General features: G+C 36.0%; 12 protein-coding genes. All 12 read right to left on the reverse strand.

Features of this window, described 5'->3' with window-relative positions; all coding sequences use genetic code 11:
• Positions 1 to 19 precede the first annotated feature (19 nt).
• The gene (locus MKX66_RS16600; RefSeq protein WP_341086753.1) at positions 20 to 520 is read right to left on the reverse strand and encodes an HIT family protein; all 501 of its coding nucleotides are present in this window, start codon (positions 518 to 520) and stop codon (positions 20 to 22) included.
• Positions 517 to 894, reverse strand: coding sequence for an OsmC family protein (locus MKX66_RS16605; RefSeq protein ID WP_326997124.1), 378 nt, complete (start codon positions 892 to 894; stop codon positions 517 to 519). The genes MKX66_RS16600 and MKX66_RS16605 overlap by 4 nt, the downstream gene beginning before the upstream one ends.
• Positions 878 to 2,296, reverse strand: a complete 1,419-nt coding sequence (locus tag MKX66_RS16610) for an amino acid permease (RefSeq protein WP_002029755.1) — start codon at positions 2,294 to 2,296, stop codon at positions 878 to 880. The genes MKX66_RS16605 and MKX66_RS16610 overlap by 17 nt, the downstream gene beginning before the upstream one ends.
• 204 nt (positions 2,297 to 2,500) lie before the next feature.
• Positions 2,501 to 3,145, reverse strand: coding sequence for an amino acid ABC transporter permease (locus tag MKX66_RS16615; RefSeq protein WP_326997123.1), 645 nt, complete (start codon positions 3,143 to 3,145; stop codon positions 2,501 to 2,503).
• Positions 3,146 to 3,802: an amino acid ABC transporter permease gene (locus MKX66_RS16620; protein ID WP_061673994.1), complete on the reverse strand. Its 657-nt coding sequence runs from the start codon at positions 3,800 to 3,802 to the stop codon at positions 3,146 to 3,148.
• 87 nt (positions 3,803 to 3,889) lie between these two features.
• Positions 3,890 to 4,720: a glutamine ABC transporter substrate-binding protein GlnH gene (glnH, locus tag MKX66_RS16625; RefSeq protein WP_000916495.1), complete on the reverse strand. Its 831-nt coding sequence runs from the start codon at positions 4,718 to 4,720 to the stop codon at positions 3,890 to 3,892.
• A 12-nt stretch (positions 4,721 to 4,732) separates the two neighbouring features.
• The gene (locus tag MKX66_RS16630) at positions 4,733 to 5,587 is read right to left on the reverse strand and encodes an amino acid ABC transporter ATP-binding protein (RefSeq protein ID WP_307837906.1); all 855 of its coding nucleotides are present in this window, start codon (positions 5,585 to 5,587) and stop codon (positions 4,733 to 4,735) included.
• 10 nt (positions 5,588 to 5,597) lie between these two features.
• A complete protein-coding gene (locus tag MKX66_RS16635; RefSeq protein ID WP_002029764.1) occupies positions 5,598 to 7,058 on the reverse strand; it encodes an alanine/glycine:cation symporter family protein in 1,461 nt (486 codons plus the stop codon).
• A gap of 159 nt (positions 7,059 to 7,217) precedes the next feature.
• Positions 7,218 to 8,189: a phosphotransferase enzyme family protein gene (locus tag MKX66_RS16640; RefSeq protein ID WP_326997122.1), complete on the reverse strand. Its 972-nt coding sequence runs from the start codon at positions 8,187 to 8,189 to the stop codon at positions 7,218 to 7,220.
• 23 nt (positions 8,190 to 8,212) lie between these two features.
• Positions 8,213 to 8,899, reverse strand: coding sequence for a CPBP family intramembrane glutamic endopeptidase (locus MKX66_RS16645; protein WP_215590696.1), 687 nt, complete (start codon positions 8,897 to 8,899; stop codon positions 8,213 to 8,215).
• A 200-nt stretch (positions 8,900 to 9,099) separates the two neighbouring features.
• Complete coding sequence (locus MKX66_RS16650) at positions 9,100 to 9,699, reverse strand: TasA family protein (protein WP_000023369.1); 600 nt, start codon at positions 9,697 to 9,699, stop codon at positions 9,100 to 9,102.
• A gap of 258 nt (positions 9,700 to 9,957) precedes the next feature.
• The gene (locus tag MKX66_RS16655; protein ID WP_215590695.1) at positions 9,958 to 14,199 is read right to left on the reverse strand and encodes a S8 family serine peptidase; all 4,242 of its coding nucleotides are present in this window, start codon (positions 14,197 to 14,199) and stop codon (positions 9,958 to 9,960) included.
• Between the last annotated feature and the right edge of the window lie 152 nt (positions 14,200 to 14,351).

The raw sequence follows: 14,351 nt of genomic DNA on the forward strand, positions 1-14,351 counted from the left end.
AGGCGTAAGAAAACTCCTCTTACGCCTTGTCGCTATGTATTATTTGCGCTATCGCTTCTTTTAACAAATTCTGTGTCACTTCAAAATTATAATTCTTCTTTTCTCCCGACTGTACCGTATAAAACTCAGCAAACGAACGCTCTTTATATCTCGGCACAACATGCATGTGATAATGAGTTAACTCGTTAAAGATTCCACCATTTTGACAAATTGTAACTCCGTCTGGTTTATATAATAACTTAATAGCCTTTGAAATAAGCTTAGAAGCATCCATAATCGCTTTTGCTACACAATCATCTAATTCGTCCACTTCTACAACATGCTGCTTTGGAACGATTAAAGTATGCCCTGTATAGAAAGGCGCATGATCTAAAAAACAAGTTACATAATCATCTTCATACACTTTATATATAATTTCTTCTTCATTTGCTAATTTACAACCTAAACATTCCATCATGCTTCCCCCTCTGCCAAAAACATAAAAACGTGAGCGCCCTATTCTCACGCTTTTATATTTCACTTTACTAATTCAATTGTTTCTGTAACTTTTATACTATCCTTTACAGATTGAACAATTGTGCAATTTTTCACTGCAAGTTGCAGCGCCTTGTCTAATTGTTCTTCTGTAATGTTTTGCGCTTTAATTTTATAGTGCAAATGAACACTTTCAACTGGTTTTGATAAAGCTTCACTTCTACCAATTTCAGTTTCAATTGTAAACGTATCGTATGTAATACGTTTCTTTTCTAAAATTGTTTGAAAGACAATTGCACTACATCCTGCGATAGAAGAAACGAGTAATTGTAACGGTGAATACCCATTTTCTTCTCCAATCGCTAATGGACCATACGATAAATCTGCCTCTATATCATCATGCTTAATTTTTATTTTCATACTTTGCTTCCATCTCCACTTTCATCGGTTTCTTCCGTTTCTTACTCATATAATAATATATGTAGCAGAAAATGATAAATGGAATACCACAATATAAAGCCATTCTTTGTTCTGGAATAAACGCTAAACTAATAACAACGATGCTATTTGTAATTAAAGCTAAAATTGGAACAAGCGGGTATAGTGGTGTTCTATACTTTAAGTCCTCTAATTTTCCTCCGCCTTTTAAATACTGACTTCTAAAGCGAAGTTGTGATAAAGCAATAATGATCCAACTTGAAACAGCCGATAAACCAGCTATAGATAATAAGTACATATATACTGTATCTTCTGCAAGGAAGCTTGTTAATAAAGATAACGCCGCTACAGCAATCGTTACGACTAACGCTGTAATCGGAATACCACGTTTATTTACTTTCTTGAAAGAAGTTGGTGCCATTCCTTCATTTGCAAGTGACCATAGTATACGCGTTGCTGCATATAACCCTGAGTTCGCTACAGATAGAAGAGCTGTAATAATAACGAAGTTCATAATATCAGCTGCATATGGAATACCGATTTTATCAAATACAACTACGAATGGGCTTTCAATTATCCCTGCTTCTTTCCAAGAAATTAACCCTACTAAAATTGTCATTGTTAAAATGAAGAATAACATAATGCGCCATACTGTATTACGAATCGCACGTGGAATTGTTTTTTCAGGATTCTGACTCTCTCCTGCTGCAATCCCGATTAACTCTGTTCCTTGGAAGGAAAAGTTAACTGTAATCATCGTAAGAAGCACTGCAGCTAGTCCATTTGGGAATAGCCCACCATCACTTACAAAGTTAGAGAAAAGAGGCGCTGCTTCTTTTCCATCGTATGGTAAGAATCCTAGTAATGCGCTACCACCAAGTAGAATGAATGCAATAATTGTAACTACTTTAATACTAGAGAACCAAAACTCTAATTCAGCATAACTCTTCGCTGATATTGCATTTGAAGCATATAAAATAACTCCGAATACGAGACACCATACCCAAACATCAACATTCGGAAACCATCTTTTCATCATTAAACCGATCGATGTTAATTCTAATCCTACTGTTACTGCCCATCCAATCCAGTATAGCCAACCAATCATAAATCCAGTTCCTGGTCCAATAAACTTCGTCGCATACTTTTGGAAAGATCCTGAAACTGGCATTGCTACCGTTAGCTCTCCAAGACAAAGCATTGTTAAATACATAATAAATCCGCCCACTAAATATGAAAGGATGGCTCCCCCTGGTCCAGCCTGATTAATGGTGTAACCTGAACCTAGAAAAAAACCAGTTCCGATTACACCACCTAGTGCGATCATAAATAAATGTCTACTCTTCATCGTACGATGTAATTGCTCATTCGTTGTTTGCTGCATCTTAATCCTCCCCCTACAAGTACCCCTATCTCTTTTTAAAATTTTCTGATAATAAAAATATACACGAAAGCGATTACAATTTCTATATAAAATTAAAACTTTTCTGATAAAACAATATAAAAATTCAACTATTAAGAGCTCACGATACTAATTTGAGGCAAAAAAGGATTTATAAGGAAAAAACTCTTACATTTTTTGTAAGAGTTAACGCATTTCTAATCTTCTAGATAAAATTGATAAACCGTAGTTTACAACAAAATACATACAAGCTACTACTATAAACGTTGGAATCATATAATTTACATTCTGCCCGCTAATAATTTGAGCATTATGCATAAGCTCTGGCAGTGATATACCAACTGCTAATGATGTATCTTTCAGCAATGAAATAAACTGACTGACAAGCGGCGGGACCATTCTTCTTAATGCTTGTGGTAAAATGATATGCCACAGTGCTTGAACATACGTTAATCCTGAAGATCTTGCGGCCTCAATCTGTCCTTTTTCAATCGATAATAGACCACTTCGAACAATTTCAGATATCATTGCTGCTTCAAATATTGTTAAAGCAACAATTACAGCTGTTATAATCTCTAATTTCAAGCCTACTTCTGGAAGCGCAAAATATGTGAAAAATATAATTAAAAGTAGTGGTAAGTTTCGAATCACTTCAACGATAATTCCTAATACTTGTGAGACGACAGGTATTTTCATGTAGCGCAATATCCCTATTACACTACCAATAATAAAGCTAAGTACAATTGCTACGAGCGCTACCTCTAACGTTATGAGTAATCCTTTTAATAAAAAGAGGATATGATCACCTGTTATCGCTCCTTTAAAATCCATTTATACCGCCTCCTTTGCCAAGCGTTTTTCTAAATAACGCACTAGCATACTTAGCGGTATTGTTAATATTAAATAAAACATCCCGACAAATATATATACATCAAACGTAACGAACGTCTTCGTTGAAATTAAGTCCCCTTGATACATTAAATCCGTTCCAGCAATAATTCCGAGTATTGAAGAGTTTTTTACTAAATTGAGAAATTGATTTCCTAGAGGAGGAATGACGATTTTCATCGCTTGAGGTAAGACGACATGATACATCGCTTGCGTATAAGTTAATCCTGAAGAACGTGCTGCTTCCATTTGACCTTTCGCGACTGATAAAATACCAGCACGAATTACTTCCGCAATAAAAGCCGCTGTATAAACTGTAAGCGCAACTGTCCCTGCTACAAAACCGTTGAAAGTAATTCCTATTACAGGCAAAGCAAAATAGAAAATGAATGCAATTAATACGAGTGGAATATTTCTAACAAACTCTACATAGGCAGAGCCAATCCAATTCAAAATACGAATAGGTGAAATTCGCATCACTGCCATAACAATTCCTAAAACAAAACTTCCTATTAGCGCAACTACACTAGACATAACCGTATATTTAAATCCTTCTAAATACATATCAATGTTATTCGTTAATATAGAAAAATCAGGCACATATTCTCCCCTCTTTCTTTACAAGAAGAGGATGAGTACTCTCATCCTCTCACTCTTACTATTTATCACGAGAAATAAAGTTTCATTTTACTTCTCTTGTTTTTGACCAATCCATTTTTCATACAATTTATCGTATTCTCCATTCGCTTTCATATCTTTTAATAAACTATTAATCTCTTTCGTTAAATCGTCTGCACCTTTTTGTACTGCAATTCCATACGGTTCATCCGTGAAAATTTTCCCTACAACTTCATAATTAGAATCTTGTTTTGCCATTCCGTAAAGAATCGCATTATCTGTAGTTAAAACATCGCCTTTACCTGCTTTTAACGCTGTAAATGCCTCACTGTAATTTTCAAATTCTAATACAGTCGATTCTGGTGATTTTTGACGAATATTATTTGTAGACGTTGAACCTTTTACCGCTAACACTTTCACACCCTTTTTCACATCATCAATACTTTTAATATCGCTTCCTTTTTTCACAAGTAACGATTGCCCTGCTTTAAAATATACATCTGAAAAATCTACTTCTTTTTTACGTTCTTCCGTAATTGTCATTGTCGCGATAATTGCATCAATATCACCATTTTTCAGTAGTGGAATACGCGTTTTAGACGTTACTTCTTTTAATTCTAATTTCTTTTCATCTCCAAGGATTTTTTTCGCAAGCGCCTTTGCGATATCAACATCAAACCCTTCTACCTGTCCTGTCGAAGGATTTTTCAAGCCAAATAAGTTCGTATCATTCTTCACCCCAACTACTAGTTTCCCGCGCTTTTTAATTTGCTCAACAGCCCCGCCTTGTTTCGTATTCGTTTCTTTCGTCTCATCTTTTTTACTTCCGCATCCAGCAACGACAAGTACGAATAAACATGAAAATACGATTAACGTAAACAACTTTTTCATTTTAAGCATAAAACTCCCCCTTTAATGATTTAACACTCTTCTTAAAAATAGACGAGCTCTTTCTTGTTCAGGACTTGCAAAAAATTGCGCCGGTGTTGTATCTTCGATAATTTGACCGTCATCCATAAATAAAATTCTATCTGCTACCTCACGTGCAAATCCCATCTCATGTGTGACGACGACCATCGTCATTCCTTCTTTAGCCAGCGCTTTCATAACATCAAGCACCTCTCCGATCATCTCTGGATCAAGAGCGGACGTAGGCTCATCAAATAGCATAATTTCCGGCTGCATTGCGAGCCCCCTAGCGATCGCTACCCTTTGCTGTTGACCTCCGGATAATTGATGAGGATATACACCTGCCTTCTCCGGGATTCCTACTTTCTCTAAATAAACCATCGCTGTTTTTTCTGCTTCTTCTTTTGAAGTTTTATTTACTTTAATTGGTGCTAGTGTAATATTTTGCAGAACTGTTTTATGTGGGTATAAGTAAAAATGCTGGAAGACCATACCAATATTTCGGCGTAATTCATTCATATCTGTTTTTTTATTGTGTACGTCTGTATTTTGTACGATTAATTCTCCATCGGTAATCGCCTCTAACTGATTTATACACCGAAGCAATGTACTTTTTCCTGATCCTGAAGGACCAACAACTACTACCACTTCACCTTTTTTCACTTGCACATTAATATTTTTCAAAACTTGGAAGTTACCATAATATTTATTTACATTACGAAACTCTATCACCATACTCCCCCCTCCCCTAAACAAAGCATGTACATTCTTTTTATATTCAAAAATAGGCAAAAAAATAACTTTCATCTTCATTTTGTCCATAAAAAAGAGCAAAGGGATTTCCCTTTGCTCCTTCATTTCTATTCTCTTAAGATACTTCTTCTTTCTTGTCTTTCCCGTATTCATGCTCCCAGAAATCAGCATTTTTAATTCCTAGTTTCTGCGGATCGAACACTGGATCTTTTCCTTCTTTTTTCTGCTTTTCATAATCCTTTAATGCGATCAATGCCGGTTTTTGTAATAATAGAATCGCAATAATGTTAACCCATGCCATAATTCCTACACCAATATCGCCTAAAGCCCATGCTGTTTCTGCTGTTTTTACACAACCGTAGAATACAACTCCTAAGAATACAAACTTTAGTACGATAGACATCCAAGGACGGTCTTTATCACGATTTAAGTAAGCAATATTCGTTTCTGCAATGTAGTAATAAGCCATAATTGTTGTAAATGCGAAGAATAGTAGAGAGATTGCCACGAAACCGTTTCCAAATCCAGGGAAAACAGATTCTACTGCTGCCTGTGTATAACCAGGACCTGGCTGTGCACCATTTAATTTATTGACGATAAAGTTTTTTCCGCTTGCATCAAATACGTTATACATGCCTGTAATAATCATCATAAATGCTGTTGCTGAACAAACAAATAATGTATCAATGTAAACGGAAAATGCTTGTACTAACCCTTGTTTAGCTGGATGCGATACTTCAGCAGCTGCTGCTGCATGGGCCCCAGTTCCTTGCCCTGCTTCGTTTGAATAAATACCACGCTTTACACCCCAAGAAATTGCTAAACCAATAATCCCGCCAAAAGCTGCTTCTAATGCAAATGCACTTTTTAAAATTAACATGAAAGCGTCTGGTAATTTTTCAATATTCATACCTACAATTACACAAGCTACTAAAATATAGCCAAGCGCCATAAACGGTACTACAACTTGCGCTACGTTAACAATTCGCTTAACTCCACCAAAAATAATAAGTGCTAATGCCGCTACTAATACCGCCCCTGATACAGAAGTATTAATACCAAAAGCTGTTTCTAGACTTACAGCAATACTATTCGCTTGAACACCTGGAAGCAGCATTCCTGTTGCAAGAATTGTCGCTGCGACGAACACTAATGCGTACCATTTAACACCTAGTCCTTTTTCAATGTAATAAGCAGGACCACCGCGGAATTGCCCTTGATGCTTCGTCTTATATATTTGTGCAAGCGTCGATTCTACATATGCAGAACCAGCTCCTAGAAAGGCTACCGCCCACATCCAAAATACAGCGCCTGGACCACCAAAGGCAACAGCCGTTGCAACACCGGCAATATTTCCGGTTCCAACGCGCCCTGATAACGAAAGTGCTAACGCTTGGAACGAAGAAACACCCGCATCAGACTTTTCTCCCTTAAATGTAAGCTTCACCATTTCCCCTACATGTCTTACTTGTAAAAACCTTGTTCGAATGGAAAAATATAGACCTACTCCTAAACATAAATAGACAAGTGCTGGACTCCAAACAATATTATTTATCCAACTTACGATAGCTTCCAACTTTCCCCCCCCTCCTTTATAAAGAATATTCAGAATATATATAAAATTATAAGTGTATACCGAATCTATAACAATATTATTTTAATAAAGTAAACATATTTTTGTATAAAAAAACAAAGTATATATTTATTTTATATACTTTGTTCCCTTATATCTGTATTATATATTCACTATTGCCTCTTGCTTTATAATTCTTTCATACAACTCATCTGATAACTTTTGAAAATCCTTTGGCATATCTTTCCCTTTAAACTTCTTTTGAAGCGTACCGTATAAACCAATATCACGTAGACGCAAAAATAACGGTAACGATTCATACCAACTATCCGCCAGTCTGTGCTCATATTCATAACCTTTTCGTAACACTTGTAACTGTTTACGAGCAAATTCAGTCTTTTTCTCCAATGTCCACGGTGTAAAAAGAACAGAGTAATAAAGAACCATTGCTAAATCATGAATGAAGTAATTATAGGCAGCGTCATCAAAATCAAAGATTGTTAGCTCTTTACCATCATAATGAAAGTTACCTGGATGAATATCACCATGCATAAGACCAAACGTTTCTCTTTCAATTGGAAGAGCCTTTATTTCATCCATTAATACAGAAGCAATCTCTTTCACCTTCGCATCTTCTAATCCGCTAACAATGCTACTTTCATCCTCTTCCCACGTATCACGGTAGTCTGTTTTAGGATAATCCATTGTAAGGCGGTGCAGTTGTCCAATCGCTTTTCCCCACGTTTCAAAGTAAGCATCTCCCCAATAAGGCGATTCTTCTCCTTTTACTTGCTCACCTTTTGCATATGTAAATAAAGACGCGAAAAAGAAAGTGCCATCTTCCGCTCCAATTTCTTCTACAAGATTTTGAGATATTGAATTAAGAGGTCCCGCCACTTTCGCCCCATGCTCCGCAACATACCGTGAAAAATCTAGTTCGGCCTCTACCTCTTTTTTAGAACGATGAGAAGAATGAGTTAAGCGTAATACGTAATCTTCATTATTTTTACCCTTCGCCTTAAAAATATAATTTTCAAAATCACCAAGTGGCTTTTCTTCCACCGTTACATGATATGCCTTTGCTGCTCTTGCTAAAATTTCATTCGTAAAAACACGTTCTACCGCTATTTCCATTTGTATCCCTCCTATATATCTTCTTAATTCGACATAAATGTAAGAAGTACTGCTATGAAATTAAATAGTGCGTGTGCAATCATAGCCGATAAAATAGAATTTGTTTTTTCATATAACCACGCGAATACTACACCGCTTAAAAAATTCACCGGTAATGTGTTATATGTTGGAATATGAACAACGGTAAATATTATTGAACTTATAATCACCCCGCCCAATATGCCATATCTATCACGAAAAAACGTATAAAAAACACCTCGATATAAAATTTCTTCATAGATTGGTGATATAACTGCTGCTCCAATTACCGCGATACAGAACGCATATATTGATTTATCATTTTGGATCGTCTCCGTTTTACTATTTTCGAAAGAAATCCCCAGTTTTTCCATTATCATTAATACTCCAACACTCACTACAATCAAAGAAATAACCGCTACAAATGTCCACAATAAATCTTTCCATGAAAGCTTCCGAATTCCAATATCTTTCCACGACAGTTTATATCTTTTTATGCAAAAAAGATAAACTACAAACGTAAATATCACTGCCATTATAAGTCCCATTAATACTCCAGCATATAATGAGTTCCCTAGTATTTTTAAAGCATAATCATAAAAAAGAGATTCAATCATTACTGGTACAATCAGAAATACGAAAACAAATAAATATAAAATTTCTTTCCATCCCCACATACATTTTAAAGTCATCTACACCATCCCCCTATATCCTATTTTCTTTAGTATAAAAGATGACGTAACGTAACTTTCAAGCTACTTTTTTTCAAATAATCTAAGCATAATTTTCTCACAAAATAAAAAAAGGTTGATTCACTCAATCAACCTTTACACTATTAAAAATTCTATTCTTCAATTCCTCATCAATTCATTCTCATATATAATATTTATCTTTATTTCTCTTCACCTTTTGTCTGCATTGAGTTGAAGGTCCAATTTAACTTCAATGAATCTCCTTGAAATACATTTTGCTCTTCATCGTTATCTACAAATGTGAACATTACGTAGAAAGTATCATCATCACCAGGAGCAAGTCCATTTCCTTCTCGGTCTACAACACCTTTTTGTACAAGATCAGGAATACTTCCGTTTTGCGTAGCTACCTTTAATTCAGATAATGTAGTAGACCAAATTGGAACCTCATTTTTATCCAAATTCCACAAGAAATCAACACGGATATGATCACCAAAATCAGCATTTCCATTATCTCCTTTAGCATCGATTACACTGTAATCTGTCAGAAGTTTCACATCCCCTATTGCTAAGGTTCCTTTGTTTACTAATTGAAAACCACGTTCCATTTCATCACCTGGTTTAATATTGTCGACATTAATAACAACTTCAGGATTAACACTCAAATCTAAAGTACCCGCTGCAAACGTGTTTTGTGATACTTCCTTATCACTAAAATACGCATATGTTCCCCCGCTAATTAAAGATAAGCCAAGCGCTGCAGTTACAACACCCATACCAAGTTTTTTCTTAATACTCATTTCACAAGTCCCCCTATTTTTAAAGTTTAAACTACAAACCTTATTTCCATCCCACAAACAATAATAATTAAGCAACTACCTTGTCCCACAACGAAAGCGAACTAACTTTAAACTAGTTACTTCATGTACCCAAGCGATTATTACCTTTAAAATAACCAGTAATGTTACCGTAAATCATTACCGGTTATTTGTTAGCCAATCTCATTTAATTTTATATTCATTGTCCTATTGCTTTATTTACTCTAGAAGTTTGTCCACTTATTTTTTTGGTTCTAAACCAATAGAGCGTAAGATTTTATCTAACGTCACTGGCCCTACATTTTCTTTCGGCTTCTGATTTTCTTTAGCATCTCGACCCTTTTTCAAGAAATTCTTCTCGATAAAACGAATATCTGTTTCATTTACAACACCATCTTGATTGACATCTCCATCTTTTGTAGCCACTTTTCCTTTTTCATATGAAAGAGCTGCTATTCTAGCATCTTGAATATCCACCATTTTATCGCCGTTTACATCACCTGCAAGGTTGTCATCCATATCGGCTCTAAAGTTTTGTCCCACTAATTCTCCATCTTGCATTTTCCCTATTTTTGTAGTTAATTTACTATTTAAATGACCCGGCATTTCTACGAAAATATCATATTCTTTATCGCTTACAGGAACACTATGAATTTCAAATTGCCCATTATCATTAATCGTTCCTGTATATTTCTTTCCATCCTTGCCAACTGCGTACACTTTTGCTCCTAGTTTTGTGTAATCATTCTTACCTAAATACCCCTCTTCATTCAAGAAAGCTTCCGGACCAATATATCCTGTAACTGTTGAATGTTTCGAAACAATAGCAAAAGACTTATCTTTAAACACAGGAATCTCAATGCCGTCTGATGCACCAGCTTTTGTATAAGAAAACTTATCCGCTCCAAATGCAATTAAATCATTAAAATATTCATCGCTAGTCATTTCGAATGTAACATCTAAAAATGGTGTATCTCCATCTAATCCTTTAAATTCTTTTCCTTCCAATGATGCGCCAACTTTCACCTTGTTTTCCCAAGATCCTTCTTCACTTATCTTCGGATCTTCTAATTTAAGGTTCAGTCCATGTTGTTTTACATATTCCGTAAGTGCTGGATTGGGTTTCACATCTGTAAATTTAAATAGCTGCTTGTAATAAGGAATTTCAAATGTACCTGACATAAGTTGTTTTACATTATTGAGATTTAAAGTTAACGTAATTTTTTCTCCTAATTTTATTTTATCTTTGTCATAACTTGGAACAGCGTATTCTGTCCCTTCTTTTACAAAGACGTAATCTTTATATCCAGTTGCCATATTCCCTGCAGTTGCGAGGTCATATCCAAATAATTTTAAATTTAACGGTTCATTTATTTCTTCTGGAAGTACTCCAAATTTAAAGTCACCATTGGCCTGAATTGTATTCAGCCAACCTGATGGAAAGGCCGAGTTCTGATAATATACAATTTGATTAGCTTTTTGGTCATACTGCAGGCCTTTTGCCTTTAATGCATCCACTGTAGAATCATAAACATTACCATGCACCCATAATGCCCGCTGGCCATCTTCTTCTTTGAACATAGAATCATTTACTTCATGAATACCAGGTTGTACATCCGTAAATTTCATTTCAGGTATGACATTATCAATGATAATGCTATCGCCTTTTGTATAAGATTTCCCTTCTTTATCATATCCAACGAAGTTCAATTCGTAATCTCCATCAGGCAACATAACAGGTTTATCCCCAATTGGATGGGCAGGATCTCCTGTGAACGGAAATACATATCCTCCCATACCAGAAAACATCATATATTCAACATTCGGTGTTAGACTACTTGCATTAAGTGTACCAACGATTCCTAATGCCTTTCCTGTTTTTCGATCCTTCACAACCGCATCAATAGTTTCAAGAGGGCTATTCAATTTAAATGCCAACGGCGAACTTGGTCTTTCCATAAATGGATGGAATTTTGATGCATCTGTTGCCATTGCGTCTCTCAGCAAATCTACAGACTCAATCCCTTTTTCTGTGAATTTAACTGCAAACGGTACTTGATATACTTCTTTTTCATTGTTTTTATTTGAAATATGAATATACCCCTCATACCTACCGAATTCTGCGTTTTCTGGAATGATAATTTCAGGGCTAATTTCCCCTGATGTACCAGAAGCCACTTTAATAGAATCTTGTACGTTCAGCTTCACACCATTCTTTACTGCATCCTGCACACCTACACTTGTTGTTGAAAACTCTACTTCTAATTTGAACTCTTTTCCATCTGTTTTACTGTTGTTCTTAATTAAGACTTTTCGACTATCTTTAATTGGTCCATTTCCTAATTGGTTTTTATACCCGAATGCAATTGAACCTGTTTTTTCTTCGATTTCTACTTCTTCATCATTTACAACGTTTGATGTTTTATCGATAACCTCGATAGATGCGTCTGCATGAACTGCACGATACGCATCAATTCGGCCTGATCCCACCTCAAATACAGAGCGCTCTTCTTTTAAGTCAACTGCAGTATTCATAAGCGCTTCTTTTACTTCAAACGGACTATAGTTTGGATGTTCTTGCAAAATGAGTGCTGCCACCCCCGCTGTATGAGGAGTTGCCATAGATGTACCTGACATACGTCCATACGCTACCGGATAATTTTCTCCATCCTTTGGATCGTTAATATATTCAGGAACAGTAGAGAAAATAGACACACCTGGCGCTACAATGTCCGGCTTAATATCATCTGTTTTAGTTGCAGGACCACGAGAGCTAAAATCGGCTAAATGATCTCCCTCTGTTTTTATATTACTAATTTCTCCAAACGCTAAAGACACATCTCCTTGTGCAGCTTTTACTTGTAATTTCTCACCATCTACTTTCGCTAAGCGGAACGATGGAATAGATGACGTACTTTCTCCAAGATAACTTGTGATTTCACCATCAACATTGTTATATACAATTACGGCCTTTGCACCTGCTTCTTTCGCATTCTTAATCTTTTCATCAAATGTAATCTCACCGCGTTGGATGAGCGCTAATTTTCCTTTTACGTCTTTCCCCTTAAAATCATCTAATTTCCCAAGTCCTGCATATACAACCGATAAGGATTGACCTTTTAAGTCTTCAAGCTTATCAGTAAAGCTCTTTCCAAGTAGCATCATCTTATCGACATGTAAATCACCTGCATCGGCAGAAAATGTCGGGATAGACATCGCAGCGTCACTTGCTCCAACTGTAATTGGAAGTGCCGCCGCACTAGGTGATCCAATAGTACCTTCTCCAGGACCACTATTACCTGCCGCTACTACTGTAACAACACCAGCTAACATGGCATTGTTCACTGCCACAGAAGTTGGATATAAAGGATCATTAATAGCTGCACCTAATGATAAATTGATAACATCCATATCGTCTTTCACTGCTTTATCAATCGCAGCAAGAATACCGCTTGTTTGTCCACTTCCATATGGTCCTAATACACGATATGAATATAAATCTACATCTGGAGCGACTCCCTTAACCGCATAATCCACATTATTCTTTTTGTCTGCAGCAATTGTCCCAGCTACATGAGTGCCATGGGATGTATAATATGCACTTCCATCATAAATTTCAGGATATCCTCCAGAATTTTGCCAATCCTTATACGTTGTCTCCATTGGATCAGCATCATTATTAACAAAGTCCCATCCTTTTATTGAGTTCGGATCTATTTTGCTTGGATCTTCACCTTGCTTTGCACGATATCCTTTATATGCATCTTTCAAATCCGGGTGGTTGTAATCAATACCTGTGTCCAGTACACCTACCTTAATTCCTTTACCTGTTATTTTTTCATCATGCAGCTTGTCCACACCAATTTGCGGTACACTATCTGCCATTTTGGGTTCAGCAGCAGTCTTAGCTGTTTCTTTCGGCAAATCAATTTTGACCTCACTATCTTCCCATACGCGCTTAACAATACCAGTGCGAACTAAGTCTTCAATCATATTCGCAGGTAACGAAATCGCTACACCATTAAAAGCATTCTTATATTCTCTTGTTATTTTGGCAGATTTAAAATTCGTCCCTTTATCTTTATTCTTTTGAAGCTGTTCAAACTCTGATTTAAATTCTTTATGAGATGCTTCTACCTTTTGTTCCGCAGTTGAAAGAGCTATTTTTTTCCCTTTAGCTGCTTGTTTTAACATCTCGATTTTGCTAGGTGCTTGCTTAAACTCTACAATCACATTCACATTATCAGGACTTGCTGTATTGATGCCTGGTGAAATAACAAAACCTGGTTTTGTATTTAACGTTTTTAAGGCATTACGTTGTTCCTTTGTAAGACCTTTCAATATAGCGTTTGCATCATCAATCCCAGTTAAAGTAGTTGTATTTACCTCTTCTGCCAATACGTTATATGGAATTCCTTGAGACATTAACATACCAACAGTTAGCGTTCCAATAAGTATTTTTCCGAATTTCCCCTTCTTCATAGCGCATCTCCTTATTATTAAATTTATTTTTCTAAAATAAATCCTCTGAGCTCCTATTTAGCATTGGCAATTCTATCAACCTTGAATCTATTTAAAATAATCGAGAATCTCCAACACTACTACCGCCATCCCCACACTTCTAATCTTCTTTC

Source organism: Bacillus sp. FSL R9-9530 (genome assembly GCF_038008145.1).
GTDB classification, from domain to species: Bacteria; Bacillota; Bacilli; order Bacillales; family Bacillaceae_G; genus Bacillus_A; species Bacillus_A mycoides.